The organism is Mesorhizobium sp. M0615 (genome assembly GCF_040320805.1).
In the GTDB taxonomy this organism is placed as follows: domain Bacteria; phylum Pseudomonadota; class Alphaproteobacteria; order Rhizobiales; family Rhizobiaceae; genus Mesorhizobium.
In genome coordinates, this window is sequence record NZ_JAMYQI010000017.1 from 35,280 (window position 1) to 56,500 (window position 21,221).

Consider the following 21,221-nt stretch of genomic DNA (forward strand, 5'->3'; position numbering starts at 1 on the left):
TCCTGCTAAGGACGATGTCTCGATGCAACAAGCTCTGCCTTTCGCTGCGCCGTCTCCAGACCGATTGAGATGAAGGCGCGCGCATGCCGGGCCAATTCCATATTGTCGGACCACAGATTGCGCCAGATCGCCGTCTTCCGTGACAGGTTCTCGTCGACGATCTTCGACGAGAAGGATTCAAAGCTGAGGTCGTCCCTATAGCCGATCGCGGTCAGCGCATCGAAGATGGCGGCAAAGTCGATATTGCCGGTGCCGAGGAAACCGCGATGGCTCTCGCCGATATGGACATAACCGATCTTGTCAGCGGCATGGCGGATAGCCAGTCCGACATCGGCCTCCTCGATGTTCATGTGGAAGGTATCGAGATGCAGGAAGATGTTGTCGGAGCCGGTGTCCGCGATGAAGGCCAGGCCTTGTGAAGCGGTGTTGAGAAGATTGCTTTCGAAGCGATTGACGATCTCCAGATTGAGCGTGACGCCGGCGGCCTTGGCCGTCTCCGCAACCTTCGCAAGTGTACCCGCGCTGCGGTTCCACTGATCGCGCGTCGGCGCCTGCGTCTGCAAGCCGTGGCTGGTACTGAGGATGCCGCCAATCTTCTGGCCGCCGAGATCGCGGGTGAGCGCGATCGTCTCGTTGAGGATCTCGACGCCGCGCGCGGCAACCGCCTTGTCGGCACTCGAAATGTCGCCGTCGGCCGGCAGGCCGATGCTGATCGCCACGCCAAGCTTGAGGTCGGCGATGCGCCTGGCCAGCCCGCCAACGTCGACATTGGCGGGGTCAAGATAGGAGAACTCGATCAGGTCGAAACCGGCCTCCTTGGTGTTGGCCAGCGTCCGTTCGAGGTCGCCTTGCGCCGAACTCGCCGACCAGACGAAGGAATGAATACCGATGCGCGACATGATCGTCTCCCGTTTCTGGAATTGAGTTGCGGCCGGGTTGCCCCGGCCGCATCGGCCTTGGGAGGCTTAGCGGGCTGCGGTCCAGCCCTTGTAGTCTTTCAGGTTCTCGGCCGTGATCAGCTTCGGGTCGAGCAGCACGGTCGGCTCCGCCGGCTTCTTGCCGGCAAGCAGCTCAGCCGCCATCGTCAGCGACTGGCCAGCCATCACGTAGGGATCCTGCGAAGCCGAGGCCTTGATCATCGAGGTGCCGGAAGCGAGTTCCTTCTCGATATCGGGAGCGCCATCCACTGCGGTGAAGATGAACTCCGAGCGATTGAGCTGCTTGGCCGCAAGCTGGGCGCCGATCGCCGTCGGATCGTTGATGGCAAACACCGCATCGATCTTGTCGAAGCGGGTGAGCAGCGACTGGAAGACCTTCAGGCCGCCGTCGCGCGAGCCTTCGGCATTCTGGTCGTCGGAGAGGATCTTGATGTCGGGGTGTTTTGCAAGGACGTCTTTGCAGCCCTTCACCCGCTCCAGGATCGACGACGACGCCGGGCCGTTGAGGATAACGTAGTCGCCCTTGCCGCCGGTGTGGTCGACCAGATACTGGCAGGCCTCTTCGCCGGCCTTGACGTTGTTGGTCATCACGGTGACGTCGGCGCCTGGCGCCGAGACGTCGAAGGCGGCAACGACGATGCCCGCTGCTTGCGCCTTCTTCACCGCCGGGCCGATCGCCTTGGCATCGACCGCATTGAGCATGATCACGTCGACCCCGGCGGCGATGAAGGAATCGACCTGAGAGACCTGCTTGTTGAGGTCGTAGTCGGCCGACACTGAGGTTACCTCGACCTTTGGGTTGATCTTCTTGGCTGCGTCCTCGATGCCCTTGATGGTGGCGACGAAGAAGGGGTTGCCGAGCAGGCCGACCGAGATGCCGACCTTGTTGAGGTCCTTGGCCGATGCGGGCGCGATGGCGGCGGCCGCGAGTGCGACGCCGCAGAGCAGTTTAGCGATGGTCTTCATTGCTTTCCTCCAATTGCCCCGCGCCTCTCACGGTGCGTTACACAAACCGGTCGTTTACGCCGGCGACCAAGGTCAATCACGTTCTCGCTCCTGCCTGGAGCCTGTAGCGGTCGAGGGCGACTGCCACGATGATGACCAATCCCTTGATGATGTACTGCCAGATGTCCGAGACACCGGCCAAGATGAGCCCGTTGGATAGCACCGCTATGATCAGGCCACCGATCAGCGTACCCCAGATCGAGCCGACGCCGCCGACGAAGCTGGTGCCGCCGAGAATGACCGCGGCAATGGCGTCGAGTTCGTAAGACTGCCCAAGCTGCAGCCCGTTGGCCGCATAGAGCCGGGCCGCTGACATGGCGCCGCCAAGGCCGGCCAGCAGGCCGGAAACGCCATAGACAAAGAGCAGCACCAGCGGCACCTTGATGCCGGTCAGCCGCGCCGCTTCGGCATTGCCGCCAACGGCATAGATCCAGGTGCCGAGCACGGTGCGCTTGAGCACCAGCCAGGACAGCACCACGATCGACAAGGCGATGATGACCAGCCACGGAATGCCGAACAGCGAACCGTTGCCGATGAAGTCGAACGGCAGGTCCGAGTTGAACACCGTGGTGTCCTGGCCGAGCAGGCGGGCGACGCCGCGCACAGCGGTCAGCGACCCCAGCGTGACGATGAAGGGCGGCAGTCTGATATAGGCGATCAGCAGCCCGTTGATGACGCCGAAGCCGAGGCCGACGAGAATGGCCGCCGGCACGCCCAGCAGTCCCCAATCGGGCACCAGCGACACCATCACCGCCACCATCGCCGAGGCGGCAAGTATCGAGCCGACGGACAGGTCGATCCCGCCGGTCAGGATGACGAAGGTCATGCCCGCTGCCAGCACGATGTTGATCGACGATTGCTGCATGACGATCAGCAAATTGGTCTGGGTGAAGAAGCGCGCGTTCATCAACTGGAAGCCGACCGCCAGCAGGATCAGGATCGGCAGCATGCCAAGGGCGGCGAAGGCGGTGCGCAACCGCCGGCTCCTGCCGACAACCTGGCCACTGATCTCGGTCGCCTTGTCGGTCATCCCTTGGCCGCTCCCGTTGCAAGTTCCATGATTGCTTCCTGGCGCAGCGGCTGGTCTTTGGACGCCGTAACCTCGCCGGCAATCGTGCCGTCGCGCATTACCAGCACGCGGTCGGCAACGCCGATCACCTCCGGCAGTTCGCTGGAGATCATCAGGATGGCGATGCCCTTTTTGGCGAGATTGTCGATCAGCCGGTAGATTTCCGACTTCGCTCCGACATCGACGCCGCGCGTCGGTTCATCCAGGATGACCACTTGCGGCTCGGTCTCGAGCAGGCGGGCAAGCAACACTTTCTGCTGGTTGCCGCCCGACAGCGAACCGGCATTGGCCTGTACCGACCTGGTGCGGATGGAGAGATCCGAAACGGCAGTGGCAGCACGTCTCTCGGCGGCTTTGAAATCGCGCAAGCCGCCGGGCCGCGCATCCCTGGCCAGCACGCCCATGCTGATGTTGTCGGAGATCGACATGTCGAGAAAGAGGCCGAGCTCCTTGCGGTCTTCGGTGAGATAGGCGATGCCGGCATTCAGTGCCTCGCTTGGCGAGCCGATGGTTACGGGCTTGCCGTCGAGTTCCAGCGTGCCGGCGATGCGTCTGTCGGCACCGAAGATCAGTCGCGCGAGTTCGGTGCGGCCCGAGCCGACAAGGCCAGCCAGAGCCAGCACCTCGCCCTTGTACAGTTCGAAGGAGCAGTTCTTCAGGAGATTGCCGTCCGCCATGCCGCGCACCGACAAGGCGACCGCGCGCTTGTTGTCCGGCGGGCGATGATCCTTCCTGTAAAAAGCGGACAGGTCGCGGCCAACCATCATCGAGACGAGGCGCGAGGCGTTCAGCTCGGCACGCTCGAGTGTGCCGACATAGCCGCTGTCGCGCAGCACGCTGACACGGTCGGCCAACTGGTAGACCTCTTCCATGCGGTGGCTGATGTAGATGATGGCGATGCCTTGCGACTTCAGCGTCGCGATGACCTCGAAGAGACGGTCGGTCTCGCGCGAGGTCAGCGAGGTGGTTGGCTCGTCCATGACGATGATGCGCGCGCTGGTCGAAAGCGCGCGGGCGATTTCGACCAGCTGACGCTCGCCGAGCGACAGGCTGGAAACCTGAGCCCGTGCGGAGAAGGACACGCCGAGACGCTTGATGATCTCATTGCTGCGCCGGTAGCATTGGTCGCGGTCGACGATGCCGAAACGCCTCGGCTCATTGCCGAGGAAGATGTTCTGCGCGACCGTCAGGTTGGGCGCCAGCGACAGTTCCTGATAGATAACCGCAATGCCGTGAGCCCGCGCCTTGATCGGGTCGCCGGTGGCGACCGGCACGCCGTCGATCAGTATCTCGCCGCCGGCATCAGGCCGATAGGCGCCGGACAGCACCTTCATCAAAGTCGACTTGCCAGCACCGTTTTCACCCATCAGCGCATGGACTTCGCCGGCATGGACGGTCAGCGACACGTCCTGCAAGGCGCGGACTGGCCCGAACGTCTTCGAGATGTGCCGCATTTCCAGCACTGGCTGGCGCGTGACTTCGGCCTGAGCAGCGACAATCACCGTGCGCCTCCCGCTGCCGCGCGGGGGATGCCCTGCTCGCCGATGAGGCCACGCCATGTGTCGCGATATCGGGCAAGTCCGGTGAAGCTTGCGGCACGCACGGGCTCCGGCACTTCCGCGGCAAATTCGCGGCCGACGGTCTCGAAGGCCAGCGCCGCCGCCCCGGTGGCGCTGCCCTCCAGTGTGGCCCCTTGCAGGAAGGCCTGGCTGGGACGCAGTTGCGCCACTAGCCCGGCGAGCAGGCCGCCAGCGTTCAGTCCGCCATCGACGATCACGGTGTTGTCCGAATGGATCTGGTCGAGGCAGAGGTCGACCATCAGCGCGACGTAGAGCAGCGCCACGGCTGCGCGTTCCTCGGCGCTTGGCATGCGGCCGACCAATTTGCCGGCGCGGCCGGGCATTGGTCCGCCCGGCGCGAAGCTCGGCAGCGCCATGCTGCCGGCGTTGATCACCCGCTGCACTGCCGCCGGCGCGATCGCGCCTTGCCAGCCGTCGCTGATCGTGGCGAATTCGCGCCCGCCCATGAAGCGGATGGTCGGCACAGGGCCGCCGTCGATATCGACATTGACCAGCATGTCGCGCTGGCCATCGAGCGCGTCGAGCAGGCAATCCGGATTAAGCACGACGACCCAGGTGCCGGTCGAGACGACGGTGACCGGGCCAAGCTCCTGCCGGCGATAGGCATGGAGCGCGGCATTGCTGTCATGGACACCATTGTGGATGGCGATCCGCCGCTTCGTGTCGCCGAGGCGTTGCTCGCCGACAACCGAGCCCGCCCGCTCGAAAGCGGGCATCCGGTCGCGCCAGCCCTCAATATCGACCAGCGAACTGAAGTCGCGCTTGCGCGGCGCCCATAAATGCGAGTGGCAGCCGAGATAGGACACTTCCGAGACCGCCCGGCCGCCAAACCGCCAGCTCCAGTATTGTGGATAGCCGAGGATCGATTTCGCGGCCGTGAATGCACCGGGTTGCACCGCCTGTAGCCACAGCATGTGGCGACCGTAGTTGAAGCCGAGCGGCAATCGCGGCGAGAAGGTCTCGGTGAAATCCGGAACGAGGCGATCAATTTGCGCGGCAATATCAGCCGGCGGCTCTTGCTCATAATCGAGTATCGGATGCGTCAGCGCCGCCTCGTCGACCAGGGCAAAGGTGCAGCCATGGCCCGACACCATCACGCCCTGTACGCCATGGACGTCGGAGGCCTCGCTTACGGCGCGAACCGCCCAACTGTGAAGTGCTGCCTCATCAAGCACGCTGAAGCCATCTTTGCGCATCCAGTTCGGCCGGGTCCGGCGCTCGTCGACGATGCGCCCGTCCTGAGCGAAGACGAACAGCTTCGAATTGGTCTTGCCGAAATCGAGGACGGCCATCTTCACTGGATGGCTCCCGAAGCCGAAGCGATGCGCACCATGACGCCCGCGTCTTCCAGCATGCGCGCGTCGACGTCGGACAGGCCGTCATCGGTCACCAGCGTGCCGATGCGCGACAAGGGCAGCGCGATGTTACGGGCGTGGATCGACAGTTTGCGGCTGTCGGCCAGCACCACGATCTGGTCGGCACACAGGCTGAGATCGGCGATGGAGCGGACCAGCAGCGGGTGCGATTCCAGCACGCCCTCCTGGCCAAGGCCTTGCGCGCCGAGAAAGAACTTCGATGCGTAGAACGGCTCCGCCTGGGTCGGTGAATGGATGATGCCCGGCTCACGATGCAGATCGCCGCCGGCAACGGTCAGGCTGCAATGGCCGTGGTCGCTCAGATAGGCCGCGAGCGGCATCGAATTGGTATAGAGACGGATGCTGCGCTCAGCCAGCTTGACCCCAAGGTGGAAGCAGGTCGAACCGCCATGCACGATGACCGCATCGCCGTCGCGCACCATCGTGGCCGCGAGAGCGGCGATCTGCCGCTTGGCCTCGACCGCGAGGTCGCGGTTCTCGTCATAGGGCCTGGCATAGGCAACACCCGCCTGTGAAGCGCCGTCGAGCGCCGAGATGCCACCATAGACCTTCCGTGCTTCACCGGCCTCGTCGATCTTGTCGATGTCGCGCCGCACCGTCGCCGCCGACACGCCGAGCTGCTCCTGCAGTTCGCGCACCGACGCGAAGGGGCGATCCCGCAGCAACTCGACGATCTGACGCTGGCGGCCGGAGTCGCTCAATCGTTTTCCTCCCAGGAGCCGTTTTTGCCACGGCATTTGACGTAACTTACTCAACATCTTTCCAATTGCAAGAACCTTTGATGACATTAGATCACTATTGACGTAAGTCGCTCGCATCTGCGATACACATCAACATCCCACGACGGGTATCCGAAGCTGCGAGGCTGACGGAGCTGATAGAGGAAATGCGCCATGGCGAGCTATGCGGATGCGCAGGAAATGGCTGCTTTGCGGGCGCTTTCGGCCAGCATCGGGCGCGATCCAAATCTGACCCAGGCCGCCGGCGGCAACACCTCGCTGAAAGCCGGCGACACGCTGTGGATCAAGGCTTCCGGCACATGGCTGAAGGATGCGCTCTCCGAAGACATCATGGTCCCGGTGGCGATGGCGCCGCTGCTCAGGGCTGTCGAACAGCGCGACAGCGCCGCCGACCAGCCGCAGATCTTCGCCATCGAGACGCTCAACGCCCGGCGCCTGCGCCCTTCGATTGAAACCACCGTTCACGCGCTGATGCCGCAGCGCGTCGTCCTGCATGTCCATTGCGTCGAAACCATTTCGCTGGCGGTACAGGCCAATTGCGAGGTGGAAGCCGCCAGACGCCTTGATGGTCTCAAATGGGCGTATGTTCCTTATTTCCGGCCAGGCCTGCCGCTTGCCCAGGGTATTGCCGAGCGGCTTCAGGCTGGGGTCGACGTGCTGATCCTTGCCAATCACGGGCTGGTCGTCGCGGCCGATACCGTCGCCGAGGCCGAAGTGCTGCTGCGCCGCGTCACGCTGCTTCTGGCGCGGCCGGCGCGCCAAGTGGCGGAACCGGATGTTGCGGGATTGGCGGCGCTGGCCGGGAAAACCGGTTACAGGCTGCCGGCGGAAATCGAGGCGCACGCGGTCGCCATCGATCCCGAAAGCCGCCGCATGGCGTCCGGGGGCAGCCTCTACCCCGATCACGTCATCTTTCTGGGTCGGGGGTCGGTGGTGGCAAAGCCCGGTGAGGATGTGCCGCGCGTCATCGAGCGGTGCGGTACAAACCCCGTGGCGATCCTGTTTCCCGGGCTGGGCGTGCTGATGCGCGGCGATGCCAGTGCGGGCGCCGACGCCATGCAACGCTGCCTTGCCGACGTGACGGCACGCATCGACATTGCAGCGCGGCTGAACTACCTCACCGCCGCCGAGAACGATGAACTGGTCAACTGGGACGCCGAGAAGTATCGCCAGAAACTCAATGCCGCCAGCCGCTGACACGCCGCTTGCCATAGGCATCGACATCGGCACGTCCGGCGCGCGCGCGGTCGCCATGCGTCCGGATTTTTCCATTGCCGCGCGTTCCGCCGTTTCGCTCGAGTTGTTTGGCCGGAATGCCCGCGACCCTGCAGTGTGGTGGTCAGCGGTCGGCGCAGCGCTGGCGGAACTGCTTTCGGGCATCGACCGAACAGCGGTCCGGTCGATCGCTGTTGACGGCACTTCAGGTACGTTGCTGCCGGTCGACGGCGCCGGGCGGCCGCTGGCCGAGCCGCTGATGTACAACGATACGGTCGCCGACAACGCCATTCTGGTCGCGATCGCTCGCGAAGCCCCAGCGACCAGTGCCGCACTTGGGGCGACGTCCGGTCTCGCCAAGGCGCTCTGGTTCCAGCGCACGCCCGGTGTTGCCGCGGTGCTGCATCAGGCGGACTGGATCGCGGGACAATTCTCCGGTCGCTTCGATGTCAGCGACGAGAACAATGCCTTGAAAACCGGTTACGACATCACGGCCCGCTGCTGGCCGGACTGGATTGCGGCCACCGAAATGCGCATGGAGTTGCTGCCCGGTATCGCCAGGCCGGGCGATGTCGTCGGCAAACTCACCGCGGATGCCGCGGATATGTTCGGCTTACCGCGCGAAATCGCCGTCGTCGCCGGAACGACCGATGGCTGCGCCTCGTTCCTGGCGACAGGTGCCGCGGCAATGGGCGACGGCGTCACCGCGCTGGGGTCGTCGTTGACCGTCAAGATCCTGTCCGACCGGCCTATCTCGGCGCCACGCTTCGGCATCTACAGCCATCGGCTTGGAGATGTCTGGCTGGCGGGCGGCGCATCGAACTCCGGCGGCAAGGTGCTGACACAGCATTTCCCTCTGGCGCGCATCGTCGAGCTGAGCATGGCGATCGACCCGATGACCGAGACCGGCCTCGACTACTATCCTCTTGCCACTGCAGGCGAACGCTTTCCGATCGCCGATCCGGCACTGCCGCCGCGTCTTGTGCCGCGACCGGTGGAGGACGCCGACTATCTGAAAGCCATGTTGGAGGGTATCGCCGCGATCGAGGCGCTCGGCTATGACAGGCTCGCCGAGCTCGGCGCTCCGCAGCTGACGTCGGTCAGAAGCGTCGGCGGCGGTGCGGCGAATGCCGCCTGGACGGCGATCCGGCAGCGCAGACTTGGTGTTGATTTCCTGCCGGCGCTTTCGGACGAAGCCGCCGCCGGCACAGCGCGGCTGGCGCTGATGGGCGCAAGCGCGGCGGGGCTTCTATGAGCGCGAAAACAGTCGAACACCTCAACGGCGTCAACCAGCTGGCCGAGCGCTATGATTTTTTCCTGCTCGATCAGTTCGGCGTGCTGCATGACGGCGCCAGCCCCTATCCAGGGGCAGTGGAAGCACTGTCGGCGCTGAAGCGCGCCGGCAAGACCATTGTGCTGATCTCGAACTCCGGCAAGCGGGCGGGGCCTAACGAGAGCCGGCTGCTAAAGCTCGGCTTCGAACCGGGAAGCTGGGACCATTTTGTTTCTTCCGGCGAGGTCGCGTGGGAGTTCTTCCACGACATGGCGATATCCGGAAAGCTACTGCCAAACACGAAATGCCTGTTGATAAGCCGCGACGATGACCGCTCGGCGATCGAAGGTCTGCCGTTCGCATTGACTAAGGACGGTGACGATGCCGGGCTGGTGCTGATTTCGGCCAGCGAGGGCGACCGCTATGATCTTGAGCACTATCGCCGACTTCTTGCGCCGGCTGCGGTGCGGCAGGTGCCATGCTTCTGCACCAACCCTGACAAGATCATGCTGACGGCAGTGGGGCCGCGCTTCGGTGCCGGCCGGCTGGCGGATCTCTACGAGGACCTCGGTGGTAGCGTCACGCGTATCGGCAAGCCTTACCCCGCCATATTCGGCGCCGCACTAGCGCTGGCAGGCAATCCAGACCGCGGCACTGTGGTCTGCGTCGGCGACAGTGTCGAACACGACATCGCTGGCGGACTTGCTGCCGGCGTGGCCACGGTGCTGGTTCTGTCAGGAATATTGGCGGACACACCTGACCTGTTCGACCTGTTCGACACGATGGACGCATACCCGGATTACACCATGGATGGCTTCAGGTTTCGCTGATTTGATTCACCCCGCAGCGCTCGCGCCCGAATCCGGCCTCAACGCCTCGTGGCCGGCGAGCATTGGCCGGCTGGCTCAAGGCTGCCGAACAGCGCCGATCCAGTCGAGCCGCGCGGCTGGAATGAGGCCGTAATTGTAGAAATTGACGCCGTCGACACCGGGCGCCAGCGCCGGCTTCACCTTGGCCGCGAAGATGTCGGGGCCGGCCATTTCCGGATAGAACAGCCGATAGCCGGTGCCGAGGAATTTGTCCGCGCCCATTGCCGCACGGCCGGCCGCCATCAGGCTGGCGACATCGCCGGCCTGCATGTCGTAGGCGCACAGGATCGCCCCGTCGCAGACCTTGCCCAGCGCTGCCAGATCGCAACCGCCAAGCCAGCCGTCTTTCAGATCGATAATGACGACCCGCGTCGTGGGATCGGCTACCTCGCGCAGTTCGGCGACCAGGCTGGTCACTGGCTCGAATCGCCACAACAGATAGGCATGGAGTTCCGGCCATGGGGCAAAGGCGTCGAGCCCGCAGGTGGGAAAATCGGGAAAGCGCCGTTCAGGCACCGCACGCTCGCAGGTCTCGACGATCCATTGCCTGGTGAGCTTGCGCGCCGCCTCGGCATCGATGCCGGCTTTTGCCGCACCGGCGACGCAGGACGGACAGAAGCACAGAGACAAAAGAAAATCGTCTTCCGGCGTCAGCCCGACACCGTCCTTCTCGTGATGGTATTCATGGGCAAAGCCCATGAAGGACGGGCTTTCAAGTTCTATCCGGTCCGGCCGGTAGCTGTGCGAGATGTCGGCGATCAGCGCGCGGACATAGGCGCGCGCATCGGGATGGGAGGGGCAGAGATTGTAGTAGTTGGCATCGCCGAAGGCGTTGCGGGTGACGGCCTGCGGATGCAGCATGCCCAGGCGGGTGTTGTGCAGGCAGACCGTCCAGCACGAAACGCCTAGCCCGCCCGCATCGCGATGGCGGATGAGCTGACCGAGCACGTCGCCGCCCTCGGTGATCACGTCAGCCACCTTGGGCTGGATGGCTAGACTTCCCCAGCGCGCAGCGGTCGGCTTGAAATAGATGGTGCCGTCCTCAGGGAAATAGGCCTTGCGGCGCGGACTGCGCGGCTGCAGGAAGCGCCCGGCATGATAGGATGTCGCCAGGCTGATCATGTTGAGCCCGGCGCGCTCGACAAGATCACGTTCGACCGTCTCCAGGCCGAGATCCTGGATGTCCCAGGGATAGGTCCACATGGACAGTTGCTGCATTGAATATCCTCTGCCTGATCCGGGTTTGGCTCAGCCGTCGACCGGCTCTGCGACCTGCATGAGGCAGTCGCCCGCCTCGCACATCGTGTGCAGCCGGCGCGACAGCACCAAGCCGCTTTCGGCGAAATGCAGGGCCTCCTCGGCAACATCGAGCCGTTCGAGATCGTGGTACCAGCCGGCCAATTGTCCTGAAGTGACACTGTCGCCGAGCCTGGCGGCGGGCTCGAACCAGCCGCGGCGGGTGGCATAGAGGCCCTGGCTGTGCCTGGACAGGGACAGCAGCCTTGTCGGCGCCGAAGGCTTTTCGCCCGCGCCAAGAACCGGCGCGTCGACCACACCCATTGCTGTCATCAGACGGTCGAGCGTGCGGGCCGTGATCGCCATCGAATCGACCGTTGCGGTGCCACCGCCGCCGAACTCACCGCTGACGCCGACGGCGCCGGCGCGGCGCGCTGCGCCCATCGAGGTTGGCGAGGCCTGGCCGTTGTCAGCGATAAAGCCGTAGGGCATGCCGAGCGTGCGCATCAGCTCGACGCCACCCCGGTGGCGCTCGGGATCGGCGTTGCGTTCGACCAGCGCGGTCGGCAGATGCTCCATCGACGTGCCGCCCGAATGGATATCGAAGACGACGTCGTGACGGGGAAACAGCTCCGTCTCGAGGAAATTGGCGAGCCGGCTTGTCGGCGTTCCCGAGGGGTCGCCGGGAAAGGCCCGGTTGAGATTGCCGCCGTCGAGCGGCGAGCAGCGCTTGGCGGCCATCACCGCAGGGGCGTTGGCCATCGGCATGATGGTGATGCGGCCCTTGATCCGCCTCGGATCGAGCCGGCGCGCCAGTTTTGCCAGCGACAGCTCGCCCTCATATTCGTCGCCGTGATTGCCGGCCATCAAAAGCAGTGACGGGCCGTCGCCATTGCGGATGAGGCAGATCGGCACCTTGACCTGAAAGTAGGGCGAGCGATCGATCGAGAACGGAATGCTTAGATGGCTGAGCGTCTTGCCGTCGCGGTCGAAATCGAGCGTGTGGGCGAGGCCGGTGTGCATGGTCAGACCGCCGCGACCGCGGTGATTTCGATGCGCAAATCAGGGTCGGCAAGCCGCGCCTCGACGCAGGCCCGCGCCGGCAGGCGGGCAGGATCGATCCAAGCATCGTAGATGCTGTTCATGGCCTCGAAATCACCGATCTGCGGCAGGAAGATGTTGACCGCTACCAGCTTCGACTTGCTGCTGCCGGCTTCGACCAGCAGCGCCTCGACTTTGGCCAGCACGTCGCTGGTCTGGCCTTCGATGCCGGCCTTGCGATCGTTGGCCACCTGGCCGGCTATGTGAACGAGGCCGCCATAGACGACTGCCTGCGACATGCGCGAGCCGGACTGAAAATACTTGATCATATCGGATCCTTTCGACGTTCTCTTTTTGGGGGATCTGGTCAGCCGAACCAGGTGGGAAAAGCGTGGCGGACGTGGCCGGTGGCGTCGACGCCGAAGATCACGCGATAACGGTCGAGGCAGGTGCAGGGATGCGAGATGCCGAATTCGACGACGTCGCCGACGGCGATGTCGTCGCTCGGCGCAATCGACAGGAAGGCATGCTGGTCGTTGAGCTTGACCACCTCGGCGTGCGCCGCCGGCATCGGCAGCGGCTTGCGGGCACGAAAGACGGTGAGCGGCGTTGGAAAGCCCTGGTCGAACGACACGTCGCGCATCCCCATGCCGCAGATGACGAGGCCCGGCTCAGGCCGCGACAATACTTCGGCCCACAGGCGTAGCGCAGGGCGAAAGGAATGCCGCGCCGAAGCGCTGATGCCGGCTATGGCAAAACCCTTGCGGGCATCGAGGGCGCCGAGCGAACGGTCATAGGTGCCGTGGTCGTGGAAGAAGATGGCGCCGCTGCGCAGCACCAGCGTTGCGTTGCCGTCGCTGGAAACGAGGAGTGCAAGCGCCGCGACCACCTGGTCGAAGAAGGCGGAGCCGCCGGCTGTGACGATCAGCGGTGCGTTGCCGCCGACGCGGGCACGCAGCCGCAGGAACATGTCGGCGGTCATTGCCAGCAGGCCGGATATCACCTCATCGGTGCGACCGGGCTCGGGTTGCGCCGCCGCCCCTTCATAGGTCGCAACGCCGGCGATCAGCAGCCGCCCGCCGGCAGCCGTGATCGCATCGGCGATGGCCTCGGCTTGCGCGGTGGTGCGGGCGCCCGCCCTGCCCGCACCAAGTTCGACCAGCACGCGCAGCGGCGGCAGCGCCGCATTGGCGCGCCAAGCCTCGGCAAGCGCGTTCACGGCGTCGACCGAGTCGGCAAAGACATAGAGCTCGGCATCCGGCCAGGCACCAGCAAGCGCGGCCAGCCGGTTGGCGCCGCCGGCTCCGCCAACCTCATTGGCGATGATCAGCCGTGTCAAGCCGGCCTTCAGCATCACTGTCGCTTGCCTGATGTCGGCGACCGTCGTGCCCCATGCGCCGGCCTCGACCAGCGACCGGGCAAGGTCGGGCGCCATCGGCGTCTTGGCATGCGGAGCGATCGCAACATTGTGTTCGCGCGCATAGCGCAGGAACAGGTCGCGATTGGCGGAGAAGGCCGCCTCGTCGAGGGTCAGCACCGGAAGCGCCATGCGTCCATCGGCCGGATGCCAGTGCTCGGCTGCGACAAGGCTGCTGTCCAGCCCGGTTGTGCCGGGAGGCACGCCGCGGATGCGGTCGTCGAGCCGAAAATTTTCGCGCACTGAAAGGGCTCGAACCGGTGAGTTTTCAGTCATGCGATGCTAACCCTTTTACCGTCGCAGAACGAAGCCAGGATCGATCGCCGGTCACAGCCTGAGAGAGATACGTGCCAGAACCTTACGCCGGACCGATCATCGACGCCCATCATCATCTTTGGGATCTCAGACTGGGACGGCATCCCTGGCTCGCCGCCACGGCCGGCGAGCGCGGCGGCCTCGGCGAGCTTGGCCCCTTGCGGCGGAACTATCTGCCCGGGGATTATGCGCGCGATGCCATAGGGCATAATGTCCTCGCGACCGTCCATGTCGAAGCCGGCTGGGCGAGTGGCGACTGCATCGGAGAAACGCGCTGGCTTGAAACACTCGACAAATCGCGCGGCGTCGCCGCCCGCTATGTCGTTCACGTGCCGCTCGCCGATCGCCAGGCGCCTGCGCTGATCGAAGCGCAAGCCGCGTTCGAGCGTGTCGCCGGCGTGCGCGACATATTGAGCTGGGATCCCGACCCTGCCCGCCGTTTTGCGGCACGTGACGGCATCATGGACGATCCGGCCTGGCGCGCCGGGCTTGCCTTGCTTGGCCAGCATCGGCTGGGCTTCGACCTGATGGTGTTTCCGCGTCAGCTCGCCGACGCGGGGCGGCTTGCCAGGGCCTTCCCCAACCAGCAATTCGTGCTCAACCATTGCGGTAGCCCGATCGACCGCGACGCCGATGGCATGCAGGTGTGGCGCGACGGGCTGCGGCTTCTGTCGCAATGCGACAACGTCGCCATCAAAATATCGGATCTGGTCGCCTACGATCATGACTGGACGCTCGACAGCCTGAAGGCCGTCGTCCTGCATTGCATCGATTGTTTCGGCACCGGTCGCGCCATGTTCGGCAGCGACTTTCCGGTCGCCGGCCTGCATGCCTCGTTCGATGACATATATGACGGCTTCAAAACCATCACAGTGGACTTTTCCGCCGACGAGCAGACGGCGCTGTTCTTCGGCAACGCAAGGCGCATCTATCGGCTCGACGATGTGTCATCGGCGCGCCTGCTCCCGGCCTGAGAGCAGCAGCAGGCCGAGGATCAGCGAGCCGAACAGGATGCTGCGCCAGCCGGGCGATGCGTTGACGACGGTGATCAGCGCGGTGATGGTGACCAGCAGGATGGCGCCGGGGATGGTGCCGGCATAGGTGCCAAGCCCGCCGAGGATCGAGGTGCCACCGAGGACCACGGCGGCAATCGAGGCGAGCAGATAGGGATCGCCGATGCCGACATAGCCCTGTCCGTTCATGCCCAACACGAGCACACCGGCAAGTCCCGAGCAGAAGCCGCTGATGCCGTAGACCGCAAGCGTCGTGGACGTGACCGGAACACCGGACAGCGCCGCGGCAAGCGGGTTGGCGCCCATGGCGAAAATCCGGGCGCCGAGCGATGTCGCATGCATCGTGGTCAGCACGATCACCGAGACGACCACCCACAACAATACGCCAGCGGGAATGCCGGCCGGCCGGCCATTGCCGAGCCAGTGGACCAGCGGGTTCTCGGCGGTCACGGCGCTGCCGCCGGCGATGATGATCAACAGACCCTGCAGGAATGTCGCCATGGCCAATGTCATGATCATCGGGTGGACGCGCAGTAAAGCGACGCCGAGCCCGTTGACCAGGCCGATTGCCGTGGTTAGCACCAGAACGGCAAGGATGGCGGTGATGCCGGTCGGATCCACCTGCCACGACAGCAGCGGCAGGCTGACGGCGCTGACCGTGACGATGGCCGCGACGGAAAGGTCGATGCCGCCGGCGATCACCACAAAAGTCTGGCCCGCGGCAACCAGGCCGATGACGGCGCCGAGCTCCACCAGATAGCGCAGATGGCCATAAGCGCCGAAGCCGGGCGAAACGAAGCTCGCCATGATCCAGACCGCGGCAACGATGGCAACGGTGAGAAACGGCCGGCTGCGCAGGACCGTCAGGGCGCGTTTGCCGCCCGCGCTGTCATTCCATGCTGTCATTGCTGTGCCTTGCGGAATTGCGGGATGGCGACCGCGCCGATGATGATCAGGCCCTGGGCCACATATTGTGCGACCGGCGTGAAGCCGAGGAAGAACATGACGCTGATCATCAGGCTGAGCAGCAGGCTGCCGGCAAGCGCGCCGCGCATCGTGCCCTGGCCGCCGAGGAAGCCGATGCCGCCGAGCACCGCAGCGGCAATCGAGTTCAGGGTAAAGGCGGCGCCGATGACCGGGTCGCCCGAACCGGTCTGTGCGGCGACGAACAAGCCGGCGCCGGTGGAGAGCAGACCGCTGATCGCATAGGCCGCAATGCGCGCGCTGTCGACCGGCACGCCGGAGCGATAGGCGCCGACCGGATTCTCGCCGGCGGCATAGAGGCTCAAGCCAAGCGGCGTGGCGAGATAGAGCTTCCACAGGAGAATGATGACCACCAGCAGCACGAATGCCGCCGGTGTGTTGCCGGCAAGCAGGTCGGACAGCCACGCCGGGATTGCGCCGCCGGGCCGCGGCAGGATCAGCAGGGCGGCGCCGCCGATGATGAAGGACCCGGCAAGCGTCACCACGATCGCCGGCAGGCGAAGCCGTACCACGACGAAGCCGGTCGCCGCCCCGATGCCGAGGCCCGTCAGCGCCACCGCGGCAGTGCCCCCGGCGACGCCCAGCTGCCCGGCCATCGTCGTCGCGGCGATGACCGCGCCCAAGCTGACCGTCGCGCCGATGGCCAGGCTGATGCCGCCGGTGAGCATCAGGATCGCCTGCGCCATCGCGACCAGAGCCAATGGAAACCAGCTCTGCGTGAATTTGGCGAAGCCGGACGCCGTGAACAGACCCGGAAAGAGGACGCCATAGGCGATGAGAAACACCAGGACGACGACAAACAGGCTGCGCACGCCGACATTGCGACGCAGCTGCACCGGCCAGTAGAGCGCATCGGTCTGCCGGGCGGAGGAAGATGTGTTCATGCCGCAACCTTCCGCTGTTCGGCGCCCATCGCGGCGGAGACGATGGCTTCCTCGCTCAGCGCTCCACGCGCCAGCATGGCGACGATGCGGCCTTCGCGGACGATGGCTACACGGTCGCAAAGGTGCACGAGTTCGGGCGTGTCGGAACTGAGCAGCACGACCGCCTTGCCGGCGGCGGCGAAATTGCGAAGCATCATGTAGATCTCACGTTTTGTTTCGACGTCGACGCCTCGCGTCGGATCGTTGAGCAGAAGCACCAGCGGGTCGTGCGGCATCCATTTCGCCAGCGCCACCTTCTGCTGGTTGCCGCCCGATAGAGCCTGCGCCGCCCGCCCGAGGTGGCCCTTGATGCCGAGTTGGGCGGCAAGGCTTTTGGCCGTCTCGCGCTCTGCGCGGCGGCTGCGCAGCTTCAGCGCCGGCAGCCTGGCAAAGGCGGGCAGCATCATGTTGGTGATGATGGGATGGATCAGGTGCAGGCCCTCGCGCTTGCGATCCGCGGGCACATAGGCCAGCCCCAGCGCGTTGGCTTTCGGCACGCCGCCGGGCAGGCCGGAGGCGCCGTTGACGGTCGCCGACGCCGTCCGTGCCGGAATGGCGCCGTAGAGACCGAGCAGCAGATCTTCCTGCCCTTGCCCGACCAGGCCGCCAATGCCAAGCACTTCGCCCGTTTTGATATCCAGATCGACGTCGCGCATCAGGCCGGCCGAAAGATTTCGGACGGAGATAGCGTTGGCAGGCAAACTGGAAGGCTGCCATTGCGGAAAAAGATCACCGGGATCGCGGCCGACCATCAGCCGAACCAACCCGGCGGCGTCGGTGCCTTCCAGGGTGCGGTCGGCCGTGCAGGTGCCGTCCTTCAGAACGGTGACGTGCTGGCACAGCGCCATGACTTCGTTCAGTCGGTGCGAGATGTAGAGAATGGCGATGCCTTCGCCGCGCAACCGCTGCAGCAGATCGGTGAGGATTTTGGTTTCGGTTGCCGATAGCGACGATGTCGGTTCGTCGAGAATGAGCACGCGCGGCCGGCGGTAGAGCGCCTTGGCGATCTCCACCATTTGGCGGCGGCCGAGCGACAGATGCCCGACCGGCGTCGACAGCGGCTCGTGCAGCCCGACAAGTTCGCATGCGGCCCTCGCCCGCGCAGCGAGTTCGCGGTAGTCGATCAGGCCGAACCGTTTGGGATAGGCGCCGAGACCAACATTTTCGGCGATGGAAAGACTGGCCGTCAGGCTGAGTTCCTGCTGGACGACGGCGATGCCGGCCTGCCGCGCAACAGCCGGCGTCATGCGTGAGACCGCGCGTCCATCGACCTCGATCGTCCCGCCATCCGGTCTCAAGGCGCCGGACAAAAGGTTGATCAAGGTCGACTTTCCGGCGCCGTTCTCGCCGAGCAGCGCATGCACGCGGCCCGGCTGGAGAGCGATTGAAACGTCGCGCAGGACGGGGTTGCCGAAGAAAGACTTCGACACCCCGCGCGCCGCGAGCAGCGGAGCCATGGTTGTCAACGCTACAACCCTTCAGGCTTATTTCTGAGCCAGCAGCTTCTTGAACAGCTCCTCATCGTAAGGAGAAAAGATGTAGCCGTCAGCCGGGAAGTCCTTGGCCCGGGCGAGGTATTCGTCGATGTTGGAATTGTCGATCACCGGCAGCGGAATCTTGACGAAAGCCGGCACATCCTTGCCTTCCAGCGCCTGGACGGCGGTGTAGGTGGCGAAGGCGCCGAGCCAGTTCGGCTGCATCGTCGCCCAGCTCTTCAAGCCCTTTTCTTTCCAGAGTTCCAAAAACTGCCGGGCGTTCTCACCGGTGATCGGTACCTGTTCGCGGCCCTGCTTGTCGAGGGCCAGCACGGCGCCTGCCGACAGAGCACCGCCGAGCGACAGGATGCCGTCGATCTCGGGGTTGGCGAAGAGCAGGCTGGTGACGGCTTCCTGTGCCGGCGCGACGTTGTAGGGCGTGTTGGTCTCGGCAAGCACCGTCACGTCGGGATGGGCCTTGAGCTCAGCGTCGGCGCCTTTGCGCCTGTCATCGCTGACCGAAACCCCGGCGGGGCCATTGAGGATCAGGATCTTGCCCTTGCCGCCGATGGCGTCGATCAGGAACTTGGCGGCCTGGTCGCCCCACTGCGAAGAATCGGTATTGACCTTGGCGGTGACCTTGTCGGTATCGACGAGGCTGTCGAAGTTGATGATGGCGATGCCCTTGGCGCAGGCATCGGCCAGAACGCGTGCAGGTGCGGTCGACGAACCGGCGATCAGGATGATGGCGTCGACATCGGAATCGATCATCGACTGGATCTGCTGGATCTGGACGTTGGCGTCGCCCTGAGCGTCGGTGACGACGAGCTTGTCGACCAGTCCCTGCTTCTTCAGGGTCTCGACTTCGGCTTCGATCGTGCCTTGGGTCTGCTTCATCCAGGTCGGCACGGAATAGATGTTGGCCCAGCCGATCGTGTACGGCGCCTTGCGGTCGCCCTTGATGCAGTTGGCGGCGGCATTGGCTGCCGAGCCGGCGCCAAAGCTCAGCACGAGACCGAGGCAAAGCGCGCTGGCGGATGCGAAAAACGGTGATTTCATCATGACTGTTCCCTTCAGAGGTTGTGGCCTCGACGTGCAGAACAAGGGCGAGGAAACCCGTCGGTCGCCGGATCTTGGAAACCGTGTGTCGCCTCGGGATTTGTCTGCGTCAGGCTCGTTAGTTTGTCTGGTATTTCAGACAATGTGTCTGTATATCGGACAAACTGGATGCTAGACCGAGCCTTGACATCTTTCAAGCGCCTTGAGACGAGAACCGAAATGATTTTGGTGGATGGTCATGAGCGACGGCACTAACGATGCGATCGGGAAGGAAGCCGGCGCGGAGCCGCGCAACGGCGAACGACGACGCGGCATTGACCGCGTCATCATGCTGCTCGAGGCGTTGCTGCGGCACCGCGCGCCAATGCGCGTCGGCGACATCGCCAAAATGATCGGCGCGCCGCGTTCGACCACCTACGAGATCGTCAACAGCCTGCTCGACGCCGAAATGCTCGAAAACGTCGGCGGTGAAGGTTACGTCTATTTCGGACGCGCCATGCATCTGTTCGGCTGGGCCTACTCACATCACAATGCCCATTACCGTCGCATCATCGAGACCTTGGATAAGTTGGCCGCCGAGACAGGCGAGACGGTCCAGCTATGCGGCCTGCGTGGCAACAAATACGTCGTTCTTGACTGCCGAGATTCGCCGGGCCCGTTCCGGATCTCAAGCGATGTCGGGGTTGAGGTGCCGATCCCATGGACGGCATCCGGACGGCTGCTCCTCGGCCATATGAACGAGCAAGAGTTGAGGGATTTCATCCCATCTGGCGACTACAGGCTTCCCGACGGCCGCATCATTGCACCAGCCGAATTCTTTGCCGATGTTGCCTTGGCCCACCGGCAGGGTTTCAGCGAGACCACAGCCTTGGCCGACCGTTTCACCTGGTGCATGGCGGCCCCCATCCGTGACGGCCACGGCGCCATCAAAAGGACCTTGTGTTTGGTGTTACCCGTCGACACGCCGGAGCCACGGCGCGACGAACTGCTTGCGTTGCTGCGCGAGCGCGCCCGTGGACTGTCTCTGGCGGGAGGCTGACGATCAGCCGTCGTGCCCTCAGGTTGAAGCCTCTTAAAGGCACATGGATTCCGCTCTTCCCCATTGGTTCCATTTAGGTTCCGGACCTTAGTCCCATAGTCGGTGGATAAGGTCCGAACCAGGGAACACGCAACCGGAAGCCACATTAGGAGAAGACCGTCGATCAAAGTCCCTTCATCGCCGGTTGAGGATCCCGCCGCTCTTACTGTCGAGAGCGCGGCGGGATCCTTACGCGCGGAGCGAGCACATGAGATTTGTCGAGATTTTCACAGATGTGCTTACGGCCCTGCTTCTCGCTTTATTCGTGTGCGGGATATTCGCTGTTTTCGGAGGCCATCTGGTTCCTCCACGCTACGCAAAGATGGTGTTGCTGCCGGACCTCGATAAGATGACGACTGCATCATCTACACCCAGCTTGCCCGATTCCATCGACTTGCAACTTCAAAAGCGCCCAGAGGTGCAAAGGTCTGCCGGCGTGACACAGCGCGCAGTCGGTCTGGAGCCGCCAGTGCCATCCAGCAAGCGGTAAGAATCAGCGGAGGTTTTGTGGCTCCCCAGCTATCAGAGAGCGCCGGCGATTATTGACAGACCCGGCTCTTGAAATTGGCTGAAATCGCCGCTCCACATTTCCGCATCTGTTTGAATTGTGTCTAT

19 protein-coding genes are annotated in these 21,221 nt (G+C 64.3%); 5 read left to right on the forward strand and 14 right to left on the reverse strand.

Annotation, left to right across the window (positions count from 1 at the left end):
* Nucleotides 1–5: 5 nt before the first annotated feature.
* The 6 genes from NKI46_RS26045 to NKI46_RS26070 all read right to left on the reverse strand — a co-directional run bounded on the left by NKI46_RS26045 (nt 6) and on the right by NKI46_RS26070 (nt 6,669).
* On the reverse strand, nt 6–899 hold the full coding sequence (locus NKI46_RS26045) for a sugar phosphate isomerase/epimerase family protein (protein ID WP_023707957.1): 894 nt from the start codon (nt 897–899) through the stop codon (nt 6–8).
* A 66-nt stretch (nt 900–965) separates the two neighbouring features.
* Nucleotides 966–1,904 carry an ABC transporter substrate-binding protein gene (locus NKI46_RS26050; RefSeq protein ID WP_023670567.1) on the reverse strand — a complete coding sequence of 313 codons (939 nt, stop codon included), beginning with the start codon at nt 1,902–1,904 and terminating at the stop codon, nt 966–968.
* Between the two features lie 76 nt (nt 1,905–1,980).
* Complete coding sequence (locus NKI46_RS26055) at nt 1,981–2,973, reverse strand: ABC transporter permease subunit (protein WP_023701287.1); 993 nt, start codon at nt 2,971–2,973, stop codon at nt 1,981–1,983.
* On the reverse strand, nt 2,970–4,466 hold the full coding sequence (locus tag NKI46_RS26060; protein WP_050588083.1) for a sugar ABC transporter ATP-binding protein: 1,497 nt from the start codon (nt 4,464–4,466) through the stop codon (nt 2,970–2,972). Before NKI46_RS26060 ends, NKI46_RS26055 begins: the two co-directional genes overlap by 4 nt.
* 44 nt (nt 4,467–4,510) lie before the next feature.
* The gene (locus NKI46_RS26065) at nt 4,511–5,890 is read right to left on the reverse strand and encodes an FGGY-family carbohydrate kinase (protein ID WP_023701286.1); all 1,380 of its coding nucleotides are present in this window, start codon (nt 5,888–5,890) and stop codon (nt 4,511–4,513) included.
* Complete coding sequence (locus NKI46_RS26070) at nt 5,887–6,669, reverse strand: DeoR/GlpR family DNA-binding transcription regulator (RefSeq protein ID WP_023701285.1); 783 nt, start codon at nt 6,667–6,669, stop codon at nt 5,887–5,889. Before NKI46_RS26070 ends, NKI46_RS26065 begins: the two co-directional genes overlap by 4 nt.
* Before the next feature lie 192 nt (nt 6,670–6,861).
* Here NKI46_RS26070 and NKI46_RS26075 point away from each other — a divergent pair, with 192 nt between their 5' ends.
* Genes NKI46_RS26075 through NKI46_RS26085 form a run of 3 tightly spaced genes read left to right on the forward strand, consistent with a single transcriptional unit; the run spans nt 6,862 to nt 10,026 of the window.
* Nucleotides 6,862–7,905, forward strand: a complete 1,044-nt coding sequence (locus NKI46_RS26075; protein ID WP_352748708.1) for a class II aldolase/adducin family protein — start codon at nt 6,862–6,864, stop codon at nt 7,903–7,905.
* Nucleotides 7,889–9,178: an FGGY-family carbohydrate kinase gene (locus NKI46_RS26080; protein WP_031199271.1), complete on the forward strand. Its 1,290-nt coding sequence runs from the start codon at nt 7,889–7,891 to the stop codon at nt 9,176–9,178. Before NKI46_RS26075 ends, NKI46_RS26080 begins: the two co-directional genes overlap by 17 nt.
* Nucleotides 9,175–10,026 (forward strand): TIGR01459 family HAD-type hydrolase, encoded by an 852-nt coding sequence (locus NKI46_RS26085; RefSeq protein ID WP_352748711.1) that lies wholly within the window; start codon nt 9,175–9,177, stop codon nt 10,024–10,026. Before NKI46_RS26080 ends, NKI46_RS26085 begins: the two co-directional genes overlap by 4 nt.
* A 75-nt stretch (nt 10,027–10,101) precedes the next feature.
* On the opposite strand, the gene NKI46_RS26090 is transcribed toward NKI46_RS26085, so the two are convergent.
* From NKI46_RS26090 to NKI46_RS26105, 4 genes are read right to left on the reverse strand one after another with little or no spacing between them, the layout of a single operon-like run.
* Nucleotides 10,102–11,283, reverse strand: coding sequence for a hypothetical protein (locus NKI46_RS26090; RefSeq protein ID WP_352748714.1), 1,182 nt, complete (start codon nt 11,281–11,283; stop codon nt 10,102–10,104).
* 30 nt (nt 11,284–11,313) lie between these two features.
* A complete protein-coding gene (locus tag NKI46_RS26095; RefSeq protein ID WP_352460434.1) occupies nt 11,314–12,324 on the reverse strand; it encodes a succinylglutamate desuccinylase/aspartoacylase family protein in 1,011 nt (336 codons plus the stop codon).
* 2 nt (nt 12,325–12,326) lie between these two features.
* Nucleotides 12,327–12,671 (reverse strand): RidA family protein, encoded by a 345-nt coding sequence (locus NKI46_RS26100; RefSeq protein ID WP_023670576.1) that lies wholly within the window; start codon nt 12,669–12,671, stop codon nt 12,327–12,329.
* Between the two features lie 38 nt (nt 12,672–12,709).
* Nucleotides 12,710–14,035, reverse strand: coding sequence for an alanine racemase (locus NKI46_RS26105; protein WP_352460433.1), 1,326 nt, complete (start codon nt 14,033–14,035; stop codon nt 12,710–12,712).
* 71 nt (nt 14,036–14,106) lie between these two features.
* On the opposite strand from NKI46_RS26105, the gene NKI46_RS26110 reads away from it, so the two are divergent.
* A complete protein-coding gene (locus tag NKI46_RS26110; RefSeq protein WP_352460432.1) occupies nt 14,107–15,048 on the forward strand; it encodes an amidohydrolase family protein in 942 nt (313 codons plus the stop codon).
* Here the strand turns inward: NKI46_RS26110 and NKI46_RS26115 are convergent.
* The 4 genes from NKI46_RS26115 to NKI46_RS26130 are packed head-to-tail and all read right to left on the reverse strand — an operon-like array spanning nt 15,022 to nt 19,531.
* Nucleotides 15,022–15,993 carry an ABC transporter permease gene (locus NKI46_RS26115; protein ID WP_352460431.1) on the reverse strand — a complete coding sequence of 324 codons (972 nt, stop codon included), beginning with the start codon at nt 15,991–15,993 and terminating at the stop codon, nt 15,022–15,024. The two genes, NKI46_RS26110 and NKI46_RS26115, sit on opposite strands and share 27 nt — an antisense overlap.
* Nucleotides 15,990–16,955 (reverse strand): ABC transporter permease, encoded by a 966-nt coding sequence (locus NKI46_RS26120; protein ID WP_352460430.1) that lies wholly within the window; start codon nt 16,953–16,955, stop codon nt 15,990–15,992. Before NKI46_RS26120 ends, NKI46_RS26115 begins: the two co-directional genes overlap by 4 nt.
* Nucleotides 16,952–18,451, reverse strand: coding sequence for a sugar ABC transporter ATP-binding protein (locus NKI46_RS26125; RefSeq protein ID WP_352460429.1), 1,500 nt, complete (start codon nt 18,449–18,451; stop codon nt 16,952–16,954). Before NKI46_RS26125 ends, NKI46_RS26120 begins: the two co-directional genes overlap by 4 nt.
* A gap of 27 nt (nt 18,452–18,478) precedes the next feature.
* The gene (locus NKI46_RS26130) at nt 18,479–19,531 is read right to left on the reverse strand and encodes an ABC transporter substrate-binding protein (protein ID WP_023723360.1); all 1,053 of its coding nucleotides are present in this window, start codon (nt 19,529–19,531) and stop codon (nt 18,479–18,481) included.
* 229 nt (nt 19,532–19,760) lie between these two features.
* Here NKI46_RS26130 and NKI46_RS26135 point away from each other — a divergent pair, with 229 nt between their 5' ends.
* Nucleotides 19,761–20,567: an IclR family transcriptional regulator gene (locus NKI46_RS26135; protein WP_023723361.1), complete on the forward strand. Its 807-nt coding sequence runs from the start codon at nt 19,761–19,763 to the stop codon at nt 20,565–20,567.
* Nucleotides 20,568–21,221 lie beyond the last annotated feature (654 nt).

Bases quoted from the DNA above. Each gene is read 5' to 3' on its own strand.
- NKI46_RS26045 (WP_023707957.1), bottom strand. From the start codon at position 899: ATGTCGCGCATCGGTATTCATTCCTTCGTCTGGTCGGCGAGTTCGGCG.
- NKI46_RS26050 (WP_023670567.1), bottom strand. From the start codon at position 1,904: ATGAAGACCATCGCTAAACTGCTCTGCGGCGTCGCACTCGCGGCCGCC.
- NKI46_RS26055 (WP_023701287.1), bottom strand. From the start codon at position 2,973: ATGACCGACAAGGCGACCGAGATCAGTGGCCAGGTTGTCGGCAGGAGC.
- NKI46_RS26060 (WP_050588083.1), bottom strand. From the start codon at position 4,466: ATGCGGCACATCTCGAAGACGTTCGGGCCAGTCCGCGCCTTGCAGGAC.
- NKI46_RS26075 (WP_352748708.1), top strand. From the start codon at position 6,862: ATGGCGAGCTATGCGGATGCGCAGGAAATGGCTGCTTTGCGGGCGCTT.
- NKI46_RS26080 (WP_031199271.1), top strand. From the start codon at position 7,889: ATGCCGCCAGCCGCTGACACGCCGCTTGCCATAGGCATCGACATCGGC.
- NKI46_RS26085 (WP_352748711.1), top strand. From the start codon at position 9,175: ATGAGCGCGAAAACAGTCGAACACCTCAACGGCGTCAACCAGCTGGCC.
- NKI46_RS26090 (WP_352748714.1), bottom strand. From the start codon at position 11,283: ATGCAGCAACTGTCCATGTGGACCTATCCCTGGGACATCCAGGATCTC.
- NKI46_RS26095 (WP_352460434.1), bottom strand. From the start codon at position 12,324: ATGCACACCGGCCTCGCCCACACGCTCGATTTCGACCGCGACGGCAAG.
- NKI46_RS26100 (WP_023670576.1), bottom strand. From the start codon at position 12,671: ATGATCAAGTATTTTCAGTCCGGCTCGCGCATGTCGCAGGCAGTCGTC.
- NKI46_RS26105 (WP_352460433.1), bottom strand. From the start codon at position 14,035: ATGACTGAAAACTCACCGGTTCGAGCCCTTTCAGTGCGCGAAAATTTT.
- NKI46_RS26115 (WP_352460431.1), bottom strand. From the start codon at position 15,993: ATGACAGCATGGAATGACAGCGCGGGCGGCAAACGCGCCCTGACGGTC.
- NKI46_RS26120 (WP_352460430.1), bottom strand. From the start codon at position 16,955: ATGAACACATCTTCCTCCGCCCGGCAGACCGATGCGCTCTACTGGCCG.
- NKI46_RS26125 (WP_352460429.1), bottom strand. From the start codon at position 18,451: ATGGCTCCGCTGCTCGCGGCGCGCGGGGTGTCGAAGTCTTTCTTCGGC.
- NKI46_RS26130 (WP_023723360.1), bottom strand. From the start codon at position 19,531: ATGATGAAATCACCGTTTTTCGCATCCGCCAGCGCGCTTTGCCTCGGT.
- NKI46_RS26135 (WP_023723361.1), top strand. From the start codon at position 19,761: ATGGTCATGAGCGACGGCACTAACGATGCGATCGGGAAGGAAGCCGGC.